This window comes from Variovorax paradoxus, assembly GCA_016806145.1.
Taxonomy (GTDB): domain Bacteria; phylum Pseudomonadota; class Gammaproteobacteria; order Burkholderiales; family Burkholderiaceae_C; genus Variovorax.
The window spans coordinates 33724-58990 of sequence record CP063167.1 but is presented as its reverse complement, the minus strand read 5'-3'; the positions used below and the strand labels follow the sequence as shown (position 1 = coordinate 58990).

1 protein-coding gene (cut by both window edges) is annotated in these 25267 nt (G+C 69.8%); it reads left to right on the top strand.

Every position in this 25267-nt window falls within one protein-coding gene, locus tag INQ48_31270, for a tandem-95 repeat protein (protein QRF62046.1), read on the top strand. The gene is 48720 nt long; 9142 of those nucleotides lie to the left of the window and 14311 to its right, leaving coding positions 9143-34409 in view (codon 3048, partial, through codon 11470, partial); the first codon wholly inside the window starts at window position 3. Both the start codon and the stop codon lie outside the window.

The window sequence follows — 25267 nt, the reverse complement described above, 5'->3', positions numbered from 1 at the left end:
TCGGCACGCTGGTGATCAACGCCAATGGCTCGTACACCTTCACGCCGGCCGCGAACTACAACGGCCCGGTCCCCGTCGTCACCTACACGATGACCGACGGTTCGAGCGGCGACACCTCGACGCTCACCATCTCGGTGACGCCGGTCGACGACCCCTTCACCGACGACAACGAGACCGTCAGCACCAACGAGGACACGACGCTGACCGGTTCGGTGCTCACGGGCACGACCAGCGTGGACGGACCGGTCACCGTCACGGGCTTCAGCGTCGCGGGCATCGCCGGCAGCTTCACGGCCGGGCAGACCGCGACCATCGCGGGCGTCGGCACGCTGGTGATCAACGCCAACGGCTCGTACACCTTCACGCCGGCCGCCAACTACAACGGCCCGGTGCCCGTCGTCACCTACACGATGACCGACGGCTCGAGCGGCGACACCTCGACGCTCACGATCACGGTCAATCCGGTCGACGATCCGTTCACCGACGCCAACGAGAACGTCAGCGTGAACGAGGACACGACGCTGACCGGCTCGGTGCTGACCGGCACCACCAGCGTCGACGGCCCGGTCACGGTCACGAGCTTCACGCTCGCGGGCAACGCGACGACCTATCTCGCGGGGCAGACCGCGAACATCGCCGGCGTCGGCACGCTGGTGATCAACGCCAACGGCAGCTACACCTTCACGCCGGCGCCCAACTACAACGGCCCGGTGCCGGTGGTCAGCTACAGCATGACCGACGGGTCGAGCGGCGACACCTCGACGCTCACGATCACGGTCATTCCGGTCGACGATCCGTTCACCGATGCCGACGAAACCGTCAGCACCAACGAGGACACCGTGCTCACGGGCTCGGTGCTCACGGGCACCTCCAGCGTCGACGGCCCGGTCACGGTCACCGGCTTCAGCATCGCGGGCATCGCCGGCAGTTTCACGGCCGGGCAGACCGCGAACATCGCCGGCGTCGGCACGCTGGTGATCAACGCCAACGGCAGCTACACCTTCACCCCGGCCGCCAACTACAACGGCCCGGTGCCCGTCGTCACCTACACGATGACCGATGGCTCGAGCGGCGACACCTCGACGCTCACGATCTCGGTCACGCCCGTGGACGACCCGTTCACCGATGCCGACGAGAACGTCAGCACCAACGAGGACACGGTGCTGACCGGTTCGGTCCTCACCGGAACCTCCAGCGTCGACGGCCCGGTCACCGTCACCGGCTTCAGCATCGACGGCATCGCGGGCAGCTTCACGCCCGGCCAGACGGCGAACATCGCGGGCGTCGGCACGCTGGTGATCAACGCCAACGGTTCGTACACCTTCACGCCGGCCGCGAACTACAACGGCCCGGTCCCCGTCGTCACCTACACGATGACCGACGGCTCGAGCGGCGACACCTCGACGCTCACGATCTCGGTCACGCCGGTCGACGACCCGTTCACCGACGCCGACGAAACCGTCAGCACCAACGAGGACACGACGCTGACCGGTTCGGTGCTCACGGGCACCACCAGCGTCGACGGCCCCGTCACGGTCACGGGCTTCAGCATCGCGGGCGTCACCGGCAGCTTCGCCGCGGGCCAGACCGCGACCCTCGCGGGCATCGGCACGCTGGTGATCAACGCCAACGGCAGCTACACCTTCACGCCGGCCGCCAACTACAACGGCCCGGTGCCGCTGGTCACCTACACGATGACCGACGGCTCCAGCGGCGACACCTCGACGCTGGCGATCACCGTCACGGGCGTGAACGACGCACCGGTCGCCACCGACGACAGCAACACCACGGCCGAGGACGTGCCCGCCACCGGCAACGTGCTGGCCAACGACACCGACCTCGACGGCGACACGCTGACGGTCACGCAGTTCAGCTTCGGCGGCACCACCTATGCCGCGGGCCAGCTCGCCAGCATCGACGGCGTGGGCACGCTGACCATCGCGGCCGACGGCAGCTACACCTTCACGCCCGCGCCCAACTACAACGGCGCGGTGCCCGCCGCCACCTACACCGTGAGCGACGGCACTGCCAGCGCCAGCGGCTCGCTCTCGCTCGCGCTCACCGCGGTCAACGACGCGCCCGTCAACACGCTGCCCGCCAGCTGGAGCACCGGCGAGGACACGCCGCTGCCGCTCACGGGCCTGCAGATCTCCGACGTCGATGCCGGCAACGGCGCGATGCGCGTGACGCTCTCCGTGCCCGCGGGCACGCTCACGGGCAACTCGGCCGGCGGCGTGACGGTGACCGGCAGCGGCACCGGCACGCTGGTGCTCGAGGGCTCGCTCGCGAGCATCAACGCCTACCTGGCCGGCGCCTCGCGGCCCACCTACCAGCCTGTGCCCGACGCCAGCGGCAACGTGGTGCTGACCATGACCACCAGCGACCTCGGCAGCACCGGCGCCGGCGGTCCGCGCACCGACACCGACACGGCCACCATCGCCATCGGCTCGATCAACGACGCGCCCTCGGGCAGCGACCGCACCGTGACGCTGGCCGAGGACGGCAGCTACACCTTCTCGGCGGCCGACTTCCCGATCACCGACGCCGGCGACACGCCCGCCAATGCGCTGCAGGCAGTCGTCATCGCCACGCTGCCGCCGGCCGCCGAAGGCGTGCTCACGCTCGACGGCGTGGCCGTCACGGCCGGGCAGCGCATCCCCGTGGGCAGCCTGGGCCAGCTCCGGTTCACGCCCGCGGCCAACGTCAACGGCACGGGCATCGGCAGCTTCGGCTTCCAGGTGGTGGACGACGGCGGCACGGTCGGCGGCGGCCAGGACACCGACCCGACGCCGAACACCTTCAGCTTCAACGTCACCGCGGTCAACGACGCGCCGACCGCGGGCAACGACGTGGCCAGCACGCCGATCAACACGCCGCTGACCAGCATCCCGGTGCTCGCGAACGACGCCGACGTGGACGGCGACCCGCTCACGGTCACCAGCGCGACGGTGAACCCGGCGCTGGGCAGCGTGAGCATCAACCCCGACGGCACGCTGAACTTCACGCCCGCGAACAACGTGAGCGGCGCGGTGGCGATCAACTACACCATCAGCGACGGCAAGGGCGGCACCGCCACGGCCACGCTGACGGTCAACGTCGGCGCCAACACGCCGCCGGCCAGTGCCGACACCACCGTCTCGGGCACCGAGGACACGCCGCTGGTGCTCACGCGCGCCAATTTCGCGTTCACCGACAGCGACGCCGGCCAGACCCTGGCCAACGTGCGCATCGACACGCTGCCGGCCAACGGCACGCTGCTGCTCAACGGCAGCGCCGTGAGCGCGGGCCAGGTGATCACGGTCGCCGACATCGAGGCCGGGCGCCTGAGCTTCGTGCCGGGCGCCGACGGCAACGGCACGGCCTACGCCAGCTTCAGCTTCTCGGTGCAGGACTCGGCCGGCGCCTTCGATGCCGCGCCGAACACCCTCACGGTGAACATCGCGCCGGTCAACGACGCGCCGGTGGCCAACCCCGACACCGCCACCTTCGACGAGGACACGACCGCCACCGGCAACCTGCTGGGCAACGACTTCGATGCCGACAACGATACGCTGACGGTCACGCAGTTCAGCTTCGGCGGCACCAGCTACGCGCCGGGCCAGACCGCCACGCTGGCGGGCGTGGGCAGCCTGACGGTGGCGGCCAACGGCAGCTACAGCTTCGTGCCGGCGCCCAACTACAACGGCCCGGTGCCGGTGGTCGGCTACACGGTGAGCGACGGCAGCGCGAGCGCGAACTCGACCCTCATGCTGCAGATCACGCCGGTCGACGATGCCTTCACGGACGCCAGCGAGAACGTCTCGACCAACGAGGACACGCCGCTGTCGGGCTCGGTGCTCACGGGCACCACCAGCGTCGACGGGCCGGTCACGGTCACCGGCTTCAGCATCGCGGGCATCGCCGGCAGCTTCACGCCCGGGCAGACCGCGGCCATCCCGGGCGTCGGTTCGCTGTTCATCGATGCCGACGGCAGCTACACCTTCACGCCGGCCGCCAACTTCAACGGGCCCGTGCCCGTGGTGACCTACACGATGACCGACGGCTCGAGCAGCGACAGCTCGACGCTGACCATCACCGTCACCGCGGTCAACGACGCACCCGTGGCCGGCAGCGACACCGTCTCGGCCACCGAGGACACGCCGCTGACCATTCCCGCGGCCACGCTGCTGGGCAACGACACCGACGTCGACGGCGACACGCTGACCATCACCAGCGTGCAGGGCGCGGTCAACGGCACGGTGAGCCTGGTGGGCGGCAACGTGGTGTTCACGCCCAACGCCAACTACAACGGGCCGGCCAGCTTCAGCTACACGGTGAGCGACGGCAACGGCGGCAGCTCGACCGCCACCGTGACGGTCAACGTCGCCGCGGTCAACGACGCGCCGGTGGCCAATGCCGACACCGCCACCCTCGACGAGGACAGCAGCGCCAGCGGCAACGTGCTGGCCAACGACAGCGACGTCGACGGCGACACGCTGCGGGTGACCCAGTTCAGCATCGGCGGCGTGAGCTACGGCGCCGGCCAGACCGCGGTGATCGCGGGCGTCGGCACGCTGCGGATCGACGCCGATGGCGGCTACGCCTTCGTGCCGGTGGCCAACTACAACGGCCCGGTGCCGGTCGCCACCTATGCCGTGACCGACGGCACCGCCACCTCGACCGCGACGCTCACGCTGCAGGTCACGCCGGTGGCCGACGGCTTCAGCGACGCGAGCGAGAGCGTCTCGACCAACGAGGACACGCCGTTGTCGGGCTCGGTGCTCACGGGCACCAGCAGTGTCGACGGCCCGGTCGCGGTCACGGGCTTCACGATCGGCGCGACCAGCTATGCGGCGGGCGACACCGCCACCATCGCCGGCGTCGGCACGCTGACCATCGGCGCCGACGGCAGCTACACCTTCACGCCGGCACCCAACTACAACGGCCCGGTGCCGGTCGTCGGCTACACCGTGAGCGACGGCACCAGCACCGACAGCTCGACGCTGACCATCACCGTCACCGCGGTCAACGATGCGCCCGTGGCCGGCAACGACACGGTCGCGGCCACCGAGGACACGCCGCTGACCATTCCCGCGGCCACGCTGCTGGGCAACGACACCGACGTCGACGGCAACACCCTGACCATCACGAGCGTGCAGGGCGCGGTCAACGGCACGGTGAGCCTGGTGGGCGGCAACGTGGTGTTCACGCCCAACGCCAACTACAACGGTCCGGCCAGCTTCAGCTACACGGTGAGCGACGGCAACGGCGGCAGCTCGACCGCGACCGTGACGGTCAATGTCGCGGCCGTCAACGACGCGCCCACCGCGGGCAACGACGTGGCGAGCACGCCGATCAACACGCCGCTGGCCAACATCCCGGTGCTGGCCAACGACAGCGACGTGGACGGCGATGCGCTCACGGTCACCAGTGCCACGCTCGCGAACCCGGCGCAGGGCACGGTCACGGTCAACCCGAACGGCACGCTGAGCTTCACGCCCGCCACCGACGTGACGGGCGCGGTGCTGGTGAACTACACGGTGAGCGACGGCAACGGCGGCACCGCCACGGCGACGCTGACGATCAACGTCGGCGCCAACACGCCGCCGCAGAGCGCGAACGTCACGGTCGACGGCACCGAGGACACGCCGCTGACCCTGACCACGGCCGACTTCCCGTTCACCGATGCCGACGCCGGCCAGCGGCTCGCGAACGTGCGCATCGACAGCCTGCCGGCCAACGGCACGCTGCTGCTCGACGGCGTGGCGGTGACGGCCGGCCAGCTGGTCTCGGCTGCCGACATCGCCAGCGGCGCCCTGAGCTTCGTGCCGGGCGCCAACGGCAACGGCACCGGCTATGCGAGCTTCACCTTCTCGGTGCAGGACAGCGCCGGCGCCTTCGACACCACGCCGAACACCATCCGCTTCGACATCGCGGCGGTCAACGACGCGCCGGTGGCGAATCCCGACACCATCACCATCGCCGAGGACACGGTTGCCACCGGCAACGTGCTGGGCAACGACAGCGACGTCGACGGCAACCCGCTCTCGGTGACGCAGTTCGTGGTCGGCGGCACCACCTACACGGCCGGCCAGACCGCCACCCTCGCCGGCGTCGGCACGCTGACCATCGCCGCCAACGGCGCCTACACCTTCACGCCGGCGCCCGACTACAACGGCCCGGTGCCCGTGGCCACCTACACGGTGAGCGACGGCAGCGCCACCGCCAGCTCGACGCTCACCATCGCGGTGACGCCGGTCGACGACGCCTTCACCGACGCCGACGAGAACGTGCGCGTCAACGAGGATTCGGTGCTCACGGGCTCGGTGCTCACCGGCACCAGCAGCGTCGACGGCCCGGTCACGGTCACCGGCTTCACCATCGGCAGCACCAGCTACGCCGCGGGCGACACCGCCACCCTCGCGGGTGTCGGCACGCTGACCATTGCCGCCAACGGCAGCTACACCTTCACGCCCGCGCCCAACTACAACGGCCCGGTGCCGGTCGTCACCTACACCCTGACCGACGGCTCGAGCAACGACAGTTCGACGCTGACCATCGTGGTCGACCCGGTGGACGACGCCTTCTCGGACGCCGACGAGAGCGTGACCACGCCCGAGGACACGCCGGTCTCCGGCTCGGTGCTCGTGGGCACCAGCAGCGTCGACGGCCCGGTCACGGTCACCGGCTTCGCCATCGGCGCTGCCAGCTACGCCGCGGGCGACACCGCCACCCTCGCGGGCGTCGGCACGCTGACCATCGCCGCCGACGGCAGCTATACCTTCACGCCGGCCGCCAACTTCAACGGCCCGGTGCCGGTCGTCGGCTACACCCTGACCGACGGCTCGAGCGGCGACAGCTCGACGCTGACCATCGTCGTCACCGCGGTCAACGACGCGCCCGTGCCGGCCGCCGACACCGGCAGCACGGCCGAGGACACGCCGCTCGCGGGCAACGTTCTGGCCAACGACACCGACGTCGACGGCGACACGCTGGTCGTCACCGGCTTCAGCGTCGACGGCAGCAGCTACGCGGCCGGCCAGACCGCCACCCTCGCGGGCGTCGGCACGCTGACCATCGCGGCCGACGGCAGCTACAGCTTCACGCCGGCCGCCAACTTCAACGGCAGCGTGCCGGTGGCGAGCTACACGGTCAGCGACGGCACGGCCAGCGCGAGCGCCACGCTGACGCTGACGGTCGGGGCCGTCAACGACGCGCCGGTCAACACGCTGCCCGCGGGCTGGAACACCAGCGAGGACACGCCCGTGGGCCTGACCGGCCTGCAGGTCTCGGACGTGGATGCCGGCGGCGCGCCGGTGCGCGTCACCCTGAGCGTGCCCAGCGGCACCCTGACGGCCGCCTCGGGCGGCGGCGTGACCGTGACCGGCAGCGGCACCGGCGAGCTGGTGCTCGAGGGCTCGATCGCGAGCATCAACGCCTACCTGGCCGGCGCGGCGCGGCCCGACTACCGGCCGGTGGCCAATGCCGACGGCAACGTGGTGCTGACCATGACCACCAGCGACCTCGGCAACACCGGCGCCGGCGGTCCGCGCACCGACACCGACACGGCGGTGATCGCGATCGCGCCGGTCAACGACGCGCCCTCGGGCGTCGACCGCACGGTCACCCTCGGCGAGGACGGCAGCTACACCTTCTCGGTGGCCGACTTCCCGTTCACCGACGCCGCCGACAGCCCGGCCAACGGCCTGCAGGCGGTGGTCATCACCACCTTGCCACCGGCCGCCGAGGGCGTGCTCACGCTCAACGGCGTGGCCGTGACCGAGGGCCAGGTGATCCCGGCCGGCAGCCTCGGCCAGCTGCGCTTCACCCCGGCCGCCAACGTGAACGGCAGCGGCATCGGCGCCTTCGGCTTCCAGGTGGTGGACGACGGCGGCACGGCCAACGGCGGCCAGAACACCGACCCGGTGCCCAATACCTTCCGCTTCGACGTCACGCCCGACAACGACGCGCCGGTGGCCAACCCCGACACCGTGAGCGCGACCGAGGACACGCCGCTGACGATCCCGGCCGCGACCTTGCTGGGCAACGACACCGATGCCGACGGCGACACGCTGACCATCACCAGCGTGCAGGGCGCCGTCAACGGCACGGTGAGCCTGGTGGGCGGCAACGTGGTGTTCACCCCGAACGCCAACTACAACGGCCCGGCCAGCTTCACGTACACGGCGAGCGACGGCAACGGCGGCAGCTCGACCGTGACCGTCACGGTCAATGTCGCGGCCGTCAACGACGCGCCCGATGCCGCGAACGACGTGGCGAGCACGCCGATCAACACGCCGCTGGCCAACATCCCGGTGCTGGCGAACGACAGCGACGTGGACGGCGACAGCCTCACGGTCACCGGCGCCACGCTGAACAATCCCGCGCAAGGCACGGTCAGCGTCAACGGCGACGGCACCCTGAACTTCACGCCGGCCAGCAACCTGAGCGGCCCGGTGGTCATCACCTACACGGTCAGCGACGGCAAGGGCGGCACCGACACCGCGACGATCACGGTCAACGTGGGGGCCAACACGCCGCCGACCAGCGCCGACGCCACGATCGCCGGCACCGAGGACACGCCGGTCGTGCTGGCCACGGCCAACTTCGCGTTCACCGACAGCGACGCGGGCCAGACCCTGGCCAACGTGCGCATCGACACCTTGCCGGCCAATGGCACGCTGCTGCTCAACGGCGTGGCCGTGACGGCCGGGCAGCTGATCTCGGCCGCCGACATCGCCGCGGGCCGCCTGAGCTTCGCGCCCGGTGCCGACGGCAACGGCACGGGCTATGCGAGCTTCACGTTCTCGGTGCAGGATTCGGCCGGCGCCTTCGACGCGACGCCGAACACCATCCGCTTCGACATCGCGGCGGTCAACGACGCGCCGGTGGGCAACCCCGACACGGTGGCCGCGACCGAGGACACGCCGCTGACGATTCCCGTGGGCACGCTGCTCGCGAACGACACCGACGTCGACGGCAACCCGCTGACCATCACCAGCGTGCAGGACGCCACGAACGGCACGGTGAGCCTGGTCGGCGGCAACGTAGTGTTCACGCCCAACGCCAACTACAACGGCCCGGCGAGCTTCAGCTACACCGTGAGCGACGGACAGGGCGGCAGCTCGACCGTGACGGTGACCGTCAATGTCGCGGCCGTCAACGACGCGCCGATCGCCAACCCCGACAGCGTGACCGTGCCCGAGGACACGGTGGCCACCGGCAACGTGCTGGCCAACGACAGCGACGTGGAAGGCACGCCGCTGGTGGTGACCGAATACACCATCGACGGCACCACCTACACCGCGGGCGACACGGCCACGCTGACCGGCGTCGGCGCGCTGGTGATCAATGCCGACGGCAGCTGGCGCTTCACGCCGGCGGCCAACTACAACGGCCCGGTGCCGACCGCGAGCTACCTCGTGAGCGATGGCAGCCTGGTCTCGAGCTCGACGCTGTCGATCGTCGTCTCGGCGGTCAACGATGCGCCGGTGGGCAATGCCGACACCGGCACGCTGGCCGAGGACGGCAGCGCCAGCGGCAACGTGCTGGCCAACGACAGCGACCCCGACGGCGACGCGCTCAGCGTCACCGGCTTCGGCATCGGCGGCACCAGCTATCTGGCCGGCGAGAGCGCGAGCATCGCGGGCGTGGGCACGCTGGCGATCAATGCCGACGGCAGCTGGCTCTTCACGCCCGCGCCCAACTACAACGGCCCGGTGCCCGAGGCCACCTATACGCTGAGCGACGGCACGGCCAGCGCCACCGCGACCCTGAGCCTCACGGTCACGCCGGTGAACGACGCGCCGGTGGCCGGCAACGACGTCGCGAGCACGCCGATCAACGTGCCGCTGGCCAACATCCCGGTGCTGGCCAACGACAGCGACGTGGACGGCGATCCGCTGACCGTCACCAGCGCCACGGTGGACCCGGCGCGCGGCACGGTCTCGATCAACGCCGACGGCACGCTGAACTTCACGCCGGCGGCCAACGTGACGGGCGCGGTCGTCATCGGCTACACCGTGAGCGACGGCAAGGGCGGCACGGCGAACGCCACCCTGACCGTGAACGTGGGCGCGAACACGCCGCCCACGAGCGCAGATGCCACGGCGGCTGGCACCGAAGACACGCCGGTGGTGCTGGGCACCGCGAATTTCGCGTTCGCCGACGGCGATGCGGGCCAGACGCTCGCCAATGTGCGCATCGATACGCTGCCGGCCAACGGCACGCTGCTGCTCGATGGCGTGGCGGTCGGTGCCGGCCAGGTCATTTCCGCCGCGGACATCGCGGCTGGTCGCCTGAGCTTCGTGCCCGGTGCCGACGGCAACGGCACGGGCTACGCGAGCTTCACGTTCTCGGTGCAGGACTCGGCAGGCGCTTTCGATGCGACGCCGAACAGGATCAGCTTCGACATCGCGGCGGTGAATGACGCGCCGGTGGCGAACCCCGACACGGTGACGGCCGTCGAGGACACGCCGCTGAGCATTCCGGTCGGCACGCTGCTCGCCAACGACACCGACGTGGACGGCAACCCGCTGACCCTCGTCAGCGTGCAGGACGCCACCAACGGCACAGTGAGCCTGGTCGGCGGCAACGTGGTGTTCACGCCGAACGCCAACTACAACGGCCCGGCGAGCTTCAGCTACACCGTGAGCGACGGGCAGGGCGGCACCTCGACGGTCACGGTGACCGTCAACGTGGGCGCGGTCAACGACGCGCCGGTGGCCGGCAACGACATCGCGAGCACGCCGATCAACGTGCCGCTCACGAACATCCCGGTGCTGGCGAACGACAGCGATGTCGATGGCGACAGCCTCACCGTGACCAGCGCGACGCTGAACAATCCGGCGCAGGGGACCGTCGGCATCAACGCCGACGGCACCCTGAACTTCACCCCTGCGGCCAACGTCAGCGGCCCGGTCGTCATCAGCTACACCGTGAGCGACGGCAACGGTGGCACGGCCACGGCCACGCTGACGGTCAATGTCGGCGCCAACACGCCGCCGACCAGCGCCGACGCGACGATCGCCGGCACCGAGGACACGCCGGTCGTGCTGGGCACGGCCAATTTCGCCTTCACCGACGCCGATGCCGGCCAGACCCTGGCCGCGGTGCGCATCGACACCTTGCCGGCCGACGGCACGCTGCTGCTCAACGGCGTCGCGGTGGCGGCGGGGCAGGTCGTCTCGGCCGCCGACATCGCCGCGGGCCGCCTGAGCTTCGTGCCCGGCGCCAACGGCAACGGCACGGGCTACGCGAGCTTCACCTTCTCGGTGCAGGATTCGGGCGGCGCCTTCGACGCCGCGCCGAACACGATCCGCTTCGACATCGCCGCGGTCAACGACGCGCCCGTGGCGGCGCCCGATGCCATCACCACGCCCGAGGACACGGTCGCCACCGGCAACGTGCTGGGCAACGACACCGACGCGGATGGCGACACGCTCACGGTCACCCAGTTCGCGATCGGCGGCACCACCTACACGGCCGGCCAGACCGCCACGCTCACGGGCATCGGCCCGCTGACCATCGCGGCCGACGGCGGCTATGTCTTCACGCCCGCGGCCGACTACAACGGGCCGGTGCCGGTCGCGACCTACACCGTGAGCGACGGCAGCGCGACCGCGACCGCCACGCTGACCCTCGCGGTCGCGCCGGTCAACGATGCGCCGGTGGCCAGCCCCGACACCGCCACCGTGGCCGAGGACACGCCGGCCAGCGGCAACCTGCTGGGCAACGACAGCGATCCGGACGGCAACACGCTCGCCGTCACCGGCTTCAGCATCGCGGGCGACGCCACCGCCTATGCCGCCGGCGACACCGCCACGCTCGCGGGCATCGGCAGCCTGCTGATCCGCGCCGACGGCAGCTATGTCTTCACGCCCGCGGCCAACTACAACGGTCCGGTGCCGGTCGTCAGCTACACCGTGAGCGACGGCAGCGCGAGCGCGACATCGACCTTGACGATCGGCGTGACGCCGGTCAACGACGCGCCGGTGGCCGGCGACGACATCGCGAGCACGCCGATCAACACGCCGTTGGCGAACATCCCGGTGCTGGCGAACGACGGCGATGTCGACGGGGACGCGCTGACGGTCACGAGCGCGACGCTGGACAACCCGGCGCAGGGCACGGTCGGCATCAATGCCGACGGCACACTCAACTTCACGCCCGCGGCCAACGTCAGCGGCGCGGTCACGATCCGCTACACCGTGAGCGACGGCAACGGCGGCACCGACACCGCGACGCTGACGGTCAACGTGGGCGCCAACACCCCCCCGGCCAGCGCCGACACCACGGTCGCCGGCACCGAGGACACGCCGGTGGTGCTGGGCACGGCGAACTTCCCCTTCACCGACGGCGACGCGGGCCAGACCCTGGCCGCGGTGCGCATCGACACCCTGCCGGCCGACGGCACGCTGCTGCTCGATGGCGTGGCCGTGACGGCCGGCCAGCTCGTCTCGGCCGCCGACATCGCCGCCGGCCGCCTGAGCTTCGTGCCCGGCGCCAACGGCAACGGCACGGGCTACGCGAGCCTGCGCTTCTCGGTGCAGGACAGCGCGGGCGCCTTCGACGCCACGCCGAACACGCTGCGCTTCGACATCGCCGCGGTCAACGACGCGCCGGTAGCCAATGCCGACACCGCCACCGTGACCGAGGACACGCCCGCCAGCGGCAACGTGCTGGCCAACGACAGCGACGTGGACGGCGACACCCTCGCGGTCACGGGCTTCCGCATCGCGGGCGACACCACGGTCTACCTGCCGGGCCAGACCGCGACGATCTCGGGCGCGGGCAGCCTGACGATCAACGCCGACGGCAGCTACAGCTTCACGCCGGCGGCCAACTACAACGGCCCGGTGCCGGTCGTGAGCTACACCGTGAGCGACGGCAACGGCGGCACCGCCACGGCGACGCTGACGCTGAACGTCAGCGCCGTCAACGACGCCCCGGTGGCCAACCCCGACAGCGCCAGCACCGCCGAGGACACGCCGGTGTCGGGCAACCTGCTGGGCAACGACAGCGATGCCGACGGCGACGCGCTCGCGGTCACGGGCTTCAGCGTGGGCGGCACCGCCTATGCGCCGGGGCAGACCGCGACCCTCGACGGCGTCGGCACGATCACCGTCGGCGCCAACGGCGCCTACAGCTTCACGCCGGCCGCGAACTTCAACGGCGCGGTGCCGGTCGTGAGCTATACCGTGAGCGACGGCAGCGCCAGCGCGAGCTCGACCCTCACCATCGCCGTGACGCCGGTCAACGATGCGCCGGTGGCCGGCAACGACCTCGCGAGCACGCCGATCAACGTGCCGCTCGCGAACATCCCGGTGCTGGCCAACGACAGCGACGTCGATGGCGACAGCCTCACGGTCACGACCGCCACGCTGGACAACCCGGCCCAGGGCACGGTGTCGATCAATGCCGACGGCACCTTGAACTTCACGCCGGCCGGCAACGTGACAGGACCGGTCGTCATCCGCTACACGGTCAGCGACGGCAACGGCGGCACCGCCACGGCCACGCTCACCGTCAACGTGGCGGCCAACACGCCGCCACAGAGCGCCGACGCGACGGTATCGGGCACCGAGGACACGCCCGTGGTCCTGGGCCTGGGCAACTTCGCCTTCAGCGACGCCGACGCGGGCCAGAGCTTCGCCAATGTGCGCGTCGACACGCTGCCGGCCAATGGCACGCTGCTGCTCGACGGCATCGCCGTGACGGCGGGGCAGGTGGTCTCGACGGCCGACATCGCCGCGGGACGGCTGAACTTCGTGCCGGGCGCCGATGGCAACGGCACGGGCTATGCGAGCTTCACCTTCTCGGTGCAGGACTCGGCAGGCGCTTTCGACACCACGCCCAATCGCATCACCTTCGACATCGCGGCGGTCAACGACGCGCCGGTCGCGAACCCCGATACGGTGACGGCGGTCGAGGACACGCCGCTGAGCATTCCGGTGGGGACTCTGCTCGCAAACGACACCGACGTGGACGGCAACCCGCTGACCCTCGTGAGCGTGCAGGACGCGACCAATGGCACGGTGAGCCTCGTAGGCGGCAACGTGGTGTTCACGCCCGCGGCCAACTACAACGGCCCGGCGAGCTTCAGCTACACCGTGAGCGACGGGCAGGGCGGCAGCTCGACGGTCACGGTGACCGTGAATGTGGGCGCGGTCAACGACGCGCCGGTGGCCGGCAACGACATCGCGAGCACGCCGATCAACACGCCGCTGGCGAACATTCCGGTGCTGGCGAACGACAGCGATGTGGATGGCGACTCGCTGACAGTCACGAGCGCAACGCTGAACAACCCGGCGCAGGGCACGGTGTCGATCAACGCCGACGGCACGCTGAACTTCACGCCCGCCAGCAATGTCAGCGGCCCGGTCGTCATCAGCTACACGATCAGCGACGGCAATGGCGGCACCGCCAATGCGACGCTGACCGTCAACGTCGGCGCGAACACGCCGCCGACCAGTGCCGACGCGACGATCGCCGGCACCGAGGACACGCCTGTCGTGCTGGGCACGGGCAATTTCGCCTTCACCGACGCCGATGCCGGCCAGACGCTGGCCGCGGTGCGCATCGACACCGTGCCGGCCAATGGCACGCTGCTCCTGAATGGCGTGGCGGTCACCGCCGGCCAGGTCATCTCGGCCGCCGACATCGCCGCCGGCCGCCTGAGCTTCGCGCCGGCCGCCAACGGCAATGGTCCGGCCTACGCCAGCTTCAGCTTCTCGGTGCAGGACTCGGGCGGCGGCTTCGATGCGACGCCGAACACGATCCGCTTCGACATCGCCGCGGTCAACGACGCACCGGTGGCCAACCCCGACACCCTCGATGCGACGGAAGACACGCCGCTGACGATTCCGGCCGGCACGCTGCTGGACAACGACACGGACGCCGACGGCAATCCGCTGACCATCGTGAGCGTGCAGGACGCCACCAACGGCACCGTGAGCCTGGTCGGCGGCAACGTGGTGTTCACACCGAATGCCAACTACAACGGCCCGGCCAGCTTCACTTATACGGTGAGCGACGGCCAGGGCGGCAGCTCGACCGTCACGGTCACGCTCAACGTGGGCGCCGTCAACGATGCGCCCGTGGCCGGCAACGACACGGCGAGCACGCCGATCAACACGCCGCTTGCCAACATCGCGGTGCTGGCGAACGACAGCGACGTCGATGGCGACATCCTCACCGTGAGCTCGGCCAGCGTCGATCCGGCCCTGGGCACGGTCCAGGTCAACGTCGACGGCACGCTGAACTTCATACCCGCGAGCAACGTGACGGGCCCCGTGGTCATCAGCTACACCGCCAGCGACGGCAAGGGCGGCACGGCCACCGCGACGCTCACGGTCAATGTCGGTGCCAACACGCCGCCGGCCAGTGCGGATGCCACGGTCGCCGGCACCGAGGACACGCCGGTGGTGCTGGCCCTGGGCAACTTCGCCTTCAGCGACGCCGATGCCGGCCAGAGCCTGGCGGCCGTGCGCATCGACACCTTGCCGGCGGACGGCACGCTGCTGTTGAACGGCGTGGCGGTCACGGCCGGCCAGGTGGTCTCGGCGGCCGATATCGCCGCGGGGCGGCTGAGCTTCGTGCCCGGCGCCAACGGCAACGGCACGGGCTACGCGAGCTTCAGCTTCTCGGTGCAGGACTCGGCAGGCGCCTTCGACGCGGCGCCGAACACGATCAGCTTCGACATCGCCGCGGTCAACGACGCGCCGGTGGCCAACCCCGACACGGTGACGGCCGTCGAGGACACGCCGTTGAGCATCCCGGTCGGCACGCTGCTGGCCAACGACACGGATGTCGACGGCAACTCGCTGAGCATCACGAGCGTGCAGGGCGCGGTCAACGGCACGGTCAGCCTGGTCGGCGGCAACGTGGTGTTCACGCCGAACGCCAACTACACCGGGCCGGCCAGCTTCACCTACACCGTGAGCGACGGTCAGGGCGGCAGCTCGACGGTCACGGTCACCGTGAACGTCGGCGCCGTGAACGATGCGCCGGTGGCCGGCAACGACATCGCGAGCACGCCGATCAACACGCCGCTCTCGAACATCCCGGTGCTGGCCAACGACAGCGACGTCGATGGCGACAGCCTCACGGTCACCAGCGCCACGCTGAACAATCCGGCACAGGGCACGGTCAGCATCAATGCCGACGGCACGCTGAACTTCACGCCCGCGGCCAACGTCAGCGGCCCGGTCGTCATCAGCTACACCGTGAGCGACGGCAACGGTGGCACGGCGAACGCTACGCTGACCGTGAATGTCGGCGCCAACACGCCGCCGACCAGTGCCGACGCGACGATCGCGGGCACCGAGGACACGCCCGTCGTCCTGACGAGCGCGAACTTCGCCTTCACCGACGCCGATGCCGGCCAGACCCTGGCCGCGGTGCGCATCGACACGCTGCCGGCGGACGGCACGCTGCTGCTCAACGGCGTCGCGGTGACGGCGGGGCAGGTCGTCTCGGCCGCCGACATCGCCGCGGGCCGCCTGAGCTTCGTGCCCGGCGCCAACGGCAACGGCACGGGCTACGCGAGCTTCACGTTCTCGGTGCAGGACTCGGCCGGTGCCTTCGATACCGCGCCGAACACCATCCGCTTCGACATCGCCGCGGTCAACGACGCGCCGGTGGCGACCCCCGACACGGTGGCCGCGACCGAGGACACGCCGCTCACGATCCCCGCGGCCACGCTGCTGGGCAACGACAGCGACGCCGATGGCGACACCCTGACCATCACCAGCGTGCAGGATGCGGTCAACGGCAGCGTGAGCCTGCTGGGCGGCAACGTGGTCTTCACGCCCGCGGCCAACTACAACGGCCCGGCCAGCTTCAGCTACACGGTCAGCGACGGCAAGGGCGGCAGCTCGACGGTGACCGTCACGGTCAACGTCGGCGCGGTCAACGATGCGCCCGTGGCCGGCAACGACATCGCGAGCACGCCGATCAACGTGCCGCTCGCGAACATCCCGGTGCTCGCGAACGACAGCGACGTGGACGGCGACATCCTCACGGTCACCGGCGCCAGCGTCGACCCGGCCCTGGGCAGCGTCAGCGTCAATGCCGACGGCACGCTGAACTTCACGCCGGCCGCCAACGTCAGCGGACCGATCTCGATCACCTACACGGTCAGCGACGGCCAGGGCGGCAGCGCGAGCGCGACGCTGACGGTGAACGTCGGCACCAACACGCCGCCCGACAGCACCGATGCCACCGTGGCCGGCACCGAGGACACGCCGCTGGTCCTCGGGCCTTCGAACTTCGCCTTCAGCGATGCCGACGCGGGCCAGACCCTGGCCAACGTGCGCATCGACACGCTGCCGGCCAACGGCACGCTGCTGCTCGACGGCGTGGCGGTCACGGCCGGCCAGGTGATCTCGGCGGCCGACATCGCGGCCGGCCGGCTGAGCTTCGCTCCGGCCGCCAACGGCAACGGCACGGGCTACGCGAGCTTCACCTTCTCGGTGCAGGATTCGGGCGGCGCCTTCGACACCGCGCCGAACCGCCTCACCATCGACATCGCGGCGGTCAACGATGCGCCAGCCGGCGCGGCCGACACCGTCGGCGCGACCGAGGACACGCCGCTGTCGATCCCCGTGGGCACGCTGCTGGCCAACGACAGCGACGTCGACGGCGACACGCTCGCGATCGTCAGCGTGCAGGACGCCGTCAACGGCAGCGTGCGGCTCGATGGCGGCAACGTGGTCTTCACCCCGAACGCCAACTACGACGGCCCGGCCAGCTTCACCTACACGGTGAGCGACGGGAAGGGCGGCACATCGACCGTGACGGTCACGGTCAATGTGGGCGCGGTCAACGATGCGCCGGTGGCCGGCAACGACGTGGCGAGCACGCCGATCAACACGCCGCTCGCGAACATCCCGGTGCTCGCGAACGACAGCGATGTCGATGGCGACGCGCTGACCGTCACGAGCGCGACGCTCGACAACCCGGCGCAGGGCACGGTCAGCATCAATGCCGACGGCACGCTGAACTTCACGCCCGCGGCCAACGTCAGCGGCGCGGTCGTCATCCGCTACACCGTCAGCGACGGCAACGGCGGCACGGCCACCGCCACGCTGACGGTCAACGTCGGCGCCAACACGCCGCCGACCAGTGCCGACGCGACGGTCGCCGGCACCGAGGACACGCCGGTCGTGCTGGGCACCGCCAACTTCACGTTCACCGACGCGGATGCGGGCCAGACGCTGGCCAATGTGCGCATCGACACGCTGCCCACCGATGGCACGCTGCTGCTCAATGGCGTGGCGGTCACTGCCGGCCAAGTGATCTCGGCCGCCGACATCGCGGCCGGCCGCCTGAGCTTCGTGCCGGGCGCCAATGGCAACGGCACGGGCTATGCGAGCTTCACTTTCTCGGTGCAGGATTCGGGCGGCGCCTTCGACGCGACGCCGAACACGATCAGCTTCGACATCGCGCCGGTCAACGATGCACCGGTGGCGAACCCCGAGACGGTCAGCGCGCTCGAGGACACGCAGCTGAGCATTCCGGCCAGCACGCTGCTGGTCAACGACACCGACGTGGACGGCAACCCGCTGACCATCACGAGCGTGCAGGACGCGACCAACGGGACCGTGAGCCTGGTCAATGGCAACGTGGTGTTCACGCCGGCGGCCAACTACAACGGCCCTGCCAGCTTCACCTATACCGTGAGCGATGGCCAGGGCGGCAGCTCGACGGTCACCGTGACCGTCAACGTCGCGGCGGTGAACGATGCGCCCGTGGCTGCCAACGACATCGCCAGCACGCCGATCAACACGCCGCTGGCGAACATCCCGGTGCTGGCGAACGACAGCGATGTCGATGGCGACTCGCTGACCGTCACGAGCGCGACGCTGAACAACCCGGCCCAGGGCACGGTGTCGATCAATGCCGACGGCAGCCTGAACTTCACGCCCGCCAGCAATGTCACGGGCGCGGTCGTCATCAGCTACACCGTGAGCGACGGCAAGGGCGGCACCGCCACGGCCACGCTGACGGTGAATGTGGGTGCGAACACGCCGCCCACCAGCGCCGATGCCACGATCTCGGGCACCGAGGACACGCCGGTCGTCCTGACGACCGCCAACTTCGCGTTCACCGATGCCGACGCGGGCCAGACGCTCGCCAACGTGCGCATCGACACGCTGCCCGCGAACGGCACGCTGCTGCTCGACGGCGTGGCCGTCGCGCCGGGCCAGTTGATCTCGGCCGCCGACATCGCGGCTGGGCGTCTGAGCTTCGTGCCGGGCGCCGACGGCAACGGCACGGGCTATGCGAGCTTCACTTTCTCGGTGCAGGACTCGGCCGGTGCCTTCGATGCCACGCCGAATACGATCCGCTTCGACATCGCCGCGGTCAACGACGCGCCCGTGGGCGTGCCCGATGCCGTCGCCGCGACCGAGGACACGCCGCTGAGCATCCCGGTGGCCACCTTGCTGGGCAACGACAGCGACGTCGACGGCGACACGCTGGCCATCGTCAGCGTGCAGGACGGTGTCAATGGCACGGTGGCGCTGATCGGCGGCAACGTGGTGTTCACGCCGAACGCCAACTACAACGGGCCGGCCAGCTTCAGCTACACGGTGAGCGACGGCAAGGGCGGCACGTCGACGGTCGCTGTCACGGTCAATGTCGCTTCGGTCAACGACGCGCCGGTGGCCGGCAACGACGTGGCGAGCACGCCCATCAACACGCCGCTGGCCAACATTCCGGTGCTGGCGAACGACAGCGATGTCGATGGCGACCCGCTGATGGTGACGGCCGCGACGGTCGATCCGGCGCGCGGAACGGTCACGGTCAATGCCGACGGCACGCTGAACTTCACGCCCGCGGCCAACGTGACCGGCGCGGTGGCGATCAGCTACACGGTGAGCGACGGCAAGGGCGGCACCGCGACCGCCACGCTGACGGTCAATGTGGGTGCGAATACACCGCCGACCAGCGCCGACGCCACGGTCGCCGGCACCGAGGACACGCCGGTCGTGCTCGACCCCTCGAGCTTCGCGTTCACCGACGCCGATGCGGGCCAGACGCTCGCGAACGTTCGCATCGACACGCTGCCGGCCAATGGCACCTTGCTGCTCAACGGGGTGGCGGTGACGGCGGGGCAGGTGATCTCGGCGGCCGACATCGCGGCCGGGCGCCTGAGCTTCGTGCCGGGGGCCGACGGCAACGGCACGGGCTACGCGAGCTTCACCTTCTCGGTGCAGGACTCGGCCGGCGCCTTCGATGCCACGCCGAACACCATCAGCTTCGACATCGCGCCGGTCAACGACGCACCGGTGGCGAATCCCGACACGGTGACGGCGACCGAGGACACGGCGCTGACGATTCCCGTCGGCACGCTGCTCGCGAACGACACCGACGTGGACGGCAACCCGCTGACCCTCGTCAGCGTGCAGGATGCGACCAATGGCACCGTGAGCCTGGTGGGTGGCAATGTGGTGTTCACGCCCGCTGCCAACTACAACGGGCCAGCCAGCTTCAGCTACACCGTGAGCGACAGTCAGGGTGGTACTTCGACCGTGACGGTCACGGTGAATGTCGGTGCGGTCAACGATGCGCCGGTCGCGGGCGATGACATCGCGAGCACGCCGATCAATACGCCGCTGACCAATATCCCGGTGCTGGCGAACGACAGCGATGTCGATGGCGACAGCCTCATGGTTACCAGCGCAACGCTGAACAATCCGGCGCAGGGCACGGTCAGCATCAACGCCGATGGCACCTTGAACTTCACGCCGGCGTCCAACGTGACCGGTCCGGTCGTCATCAGCTACACGGTCAGCGATGGCAAGGGCGGTGTGGACACGGCGACCTTGACGGTCAACGTCGGCACCAATACGCCGCCCAACAGCGCCGATGCGACGATCTCTGGCACCGAAGACACGCCAGTTGTCCTTGGCACAGCGAACTTCGCATTCACGGATGCCGATGCGGGCCAGGCGCTGGCCAACGTTCGAATCGATACGCTGCCGGCCAATGGCACGCTGCTGCTCAATGGCGTGGCCGTCACTGCCGGTCAGGTGATCTCGGCTGCCGACATCGCCGCGGGCAACCTGAGCTTCGTGCCGGGCGCGAACGGCAATGGCACGGGCTACGCGAGCTTCAGCTTCTCGGTCCAGGACTCGGGCGGCGCCTTCGACGCCACGCCGAACACCATCACTTTCGACATCACGGCCGTCAACGACGCACCGGTGGCCAACCCCGACACCATCGGTGCGGTCGAGGACACGCCGCTGACGATCCCCGTGGGCACATTGCTCGCGAACGACACCGATGTGGACGGCAACCCGCTCACCATCACGAGCGTGCAGGACGCGACCAATGGCACCGTGAGCCTGGTCGGCGGCAACGTGGTGTTCACGCCGAACGCCAACTACAACGGCCCGGCCAGCTTCAGCTACACCGTGAGCGACGGCCAGGGCGGCAGCTCGACCGTGACCGTCACGGTCAACGTGGGCGCGGTCAACGATGCGCCGGTGGCGGGCAACGACATCGCGACCACCCCGATCAACACGCCGCTGGCGAACATCCCGGTGCTGGCGAACGACAGCGACGTGGACGGCGATCCGCTGACCGTGACCGGCGCCACGCTGAACAATCCGGCGCAGGGCACGGTGACGGTCAATGCGGACGGCACGCTGAACTTCACGCCGGCGGCGAACGTGACGGGCCCGGTGGTCATCAGCTACACCGTGAGCGACGGCAAGGGCGGCACGGATACCGCGACGCTGACGGTCAACGTGGGCGCGAACACGCCGCCCGACAGCGCGGACGCGACGATCTCGGGCACGGAGGACACGCCTGTCGTTCTGACGACGGCCAACTTCGCGTTCACCGATGCCGATGCTGGCCAGGCGCTGGCCAATGTGCGCATCGACACGCTGCCGGCCAATGGCACGCTGCTGCTCGATGGCGTGGTGGTCACCACGGGGCAGGTGATCTCGGCGGGCGATATCGCCGCGGGACGTCTGAGCTTCGTGCCGGCTGCGAACGGCAATGGCACGGGCTACGCGAGCTTCACCTTCTCGGTGCAGGACTCGGGCGGCGCCTTCGATACCGCGCCGAACCGCATCACTTTCGATATCGCCGCAGTCAATGACGCACCGGTCGGCACGCCCGACACCGTCAATGCGGTCGAGGACACACCGCTGACCATTCCCGCGTCGGCATTGCTGGGCAACGACAGCGATGCTGATGGCGACACGCTGACCATCACGAGCGTGCAGGGTGCGGTCAACGGCACGGTGAGCCTGGTGGGCGGCAACGTGGTGTTCACGCCCGCGGCCAACTACAACGGCCCGGCCAGCTTCAGCTACACGGTGAGCGATGGCAATGGCGGCAGCTCGACGGTGACGGTGACCGTGAACGTCGCGGCCGCCAACGATGCACCCGTGGCCTCGCCCGATACGGTGGCGGCCACCGAGGACACGCCGCTGACGATCCCGAGCAGCGTGCTGCTGGGCAACGACACCGACGTGGATGGCGATGCGCTGACGATCACGAGTGTGCAGGACGCGGTCAATGGCTCGGTGAGCCTGGTCGGTGGCAACGTGGTGTTCACACCGGCGGCCAACTACAACGGGCCCGCCAGCTTCACCTATACCGTGAGCGACGGGCAGGGTGGTACTTCGACCGTGACGGTCACCGTCAACGTGGGCGCGGTCAACGACGCGCCGATCGCCGCCAACGACATCGCGAGCACGCCGATCAACACGCCGCTGACCAACATCCCGGTGCTGGCGAACGACAGCGATGTCGATGGCGACAGCCTCACCGTGACCAGCGCCACGCTGAACGACCCGGCGCAGGGCACGGTCTCGGTCAATGCCGACGGCACGCTGAACTTCACGCCGGCCAGCAATGTGACGGGCGCGGTCGTCATCAGCTACACGGTGAGCGACGGCAACGGCGGCACCGCGACCGCCACGCTGACGGTCAATGTCGGCGCGAACACGCCGCCGAACAGTGCCGATGCCACGATCGCCGGCACGGAAGACACGCCGGTGGTGCTCGGCAGCGCCAACTTCGCATTCACCGATGGCGATGCGGGCCAGACGCTCGCCAATGTGCGCATCGATACGCTGCCGGCCAATGGCACGCTGCTGCTCGATGGCGTGGCGGTCACGGCCGGCCAGGTGATCTCGGCCGCGGATATCGCGGCGGGCCGCCTGAGCTTCGTGCCGGGCGCCGATGGCAACGGCACGGGCTACGCAAGCTTCACGTTCTCGGTGCAGGACTCGGCCGGCGCCTTCGACGCGACGCCGAACACGATCCGCTTCGACATCGCGGCCGCCAACGACGCACCGGTTGCCAACCCCGACACGGTGACCGCGGTCGAGGACACGCCGCTGAGCATTCCGGTGGCGACCTTGCTCGCCAACGACACCGATGTCGACGGCAACCCGCTGACGATCACGAGCGTTCAGGACGCGACCAACGGCACGGTGAGCCTGGTCAATGGCAATGTGGTCTTCACGCCCGCGGCCAACTACAACGGCCCGGCGAGCTTCACCTACACGGTGAGCGATGGCCAGGGCGGCAGCTCGACCGTCACGGTCACGGTCAACGTCGGCGCCGTGAATGATGCGCCAGTGGCCGGCAACGACATTGCCAGCACCCCCATCAACACGCCGCTGACCAACATCCCGGTGCTGGCGAACGACAGCGACGTCGATGGCGATGCGCTGACGGTGAGCTCCGCGACCGTGGACCCGGCCCGCGGCACGGTCAGCATCAATGCCGATGGCACGCTGAACTTCACGCCCGCCAGCAACGCCACGGGCGCGGTGGTCATCACCTACACGGTGAGCGACGGGAACGGCGGCACCGCGACTGCCACGCTGACGGTCAATGTCGGGGCGAACACGCCGCCGAACAGTGCAGACACCACGATCTCCGGCACGGAAGACACGCCGGTGGTGCTGGGCACCGCGAACTTCGCATTCACCGATGCCGACAGCGGTCAGACGCTGGCCAATGTGCGCATCGATACGCTGCCGGCCAATGGCACGCTGCTGCTCGATGGCGTGGCCGTCACGGCCGGCCAGGTCATCTCGGCGGCCGACATCGCCGCCGGCCGCCTGAGCTTCGCCCCGGCCGCCAACGGCAATGGCCCGGCCTATGCCAGCTTCAGCTTCTCGGTGCAGGACTCGGGTGGTGCCTTCGACACCGCGCCCAACACCATCACCTTCGACATCGCCGCCGTCAACGATGCACCTGTCGGCCACCCCGACACGGTGAGCGCCAGCGAGGATGTGCCGCTGACGATCCCCGTGGGCACGCTGCTGGGCAACGACACCGATGCCGACGGCGACGCACTGACGATCGTGAGCGTGCAGGATGCCGTCAATGGCACGGTGACCCTGGCGAACGGCAGCGTGGTCTTCACGCCGAACGCCAACTACAACGGCCCGGCCAGCTTCACCTACACGGTGAGCGATGGCAAGGGCGGCACCTCGACCACGACCGTGACGGTCAATGTCGCAGCCGTGAACGACGCGCCGGTGGCCGGCGACGATATCGCGAGCACGCCGATCAACACACCGCTCACGAACATCCCGGTGCTCGCGAACGACAGCGATGTCGACGGCGATCCGCTCACCGTCACCGGCGCCACGGTGGATCCTGCGTTCGGCACGGTCACGGTCAATGCCGACGGCACGCTGAACTTCACGCCCGCGAGCAACGTCACGGGCGCGGTCGTCATCACCTACACGGTGAGCGATGGCCAAGGTGGCACCGACACCGCGACCTTGACGGTCAATGTCGGCACCAACACGCCGCCGAACAGCGCCGATGCGACGATCTCGGGCACCGAGGACACGCCAGTCGTCCTCGGAACGGCCAACTTCGCCTTCACAGACGCGGATGCCGGCCAGACGCTCGCGAACGTTCGGATCGACACGCTGCCGGCCGACGGCACCTTGCTGCTCGATGGCGTGGCGGTCACGGCGGGCCAGGTCATCTCCGCCGCCGATATCGCCGCGGGCCGGCTGAGCTTCGTGCCGGCCGCCAATGGCAACGGCACGAACTATGCGAGCTTCACCTTCTCGGTGCAGGACTCGGCCGGCGCCTTCGACACCACGCCGAACCGCATCGGCTTCGACATCGCCCCGGTCAACGATGCGCCGGTGGCGAACCCCGATACCGTGGCCGCGACCGAGGACACGCCGCTGACCATTGCGGCCTCCACGCTGCTCGCCAACGACACCGACGTCGACGGCAACCCGCTGACGATCACGAGCGTGCAGGACGCCACCAACGGAACGGT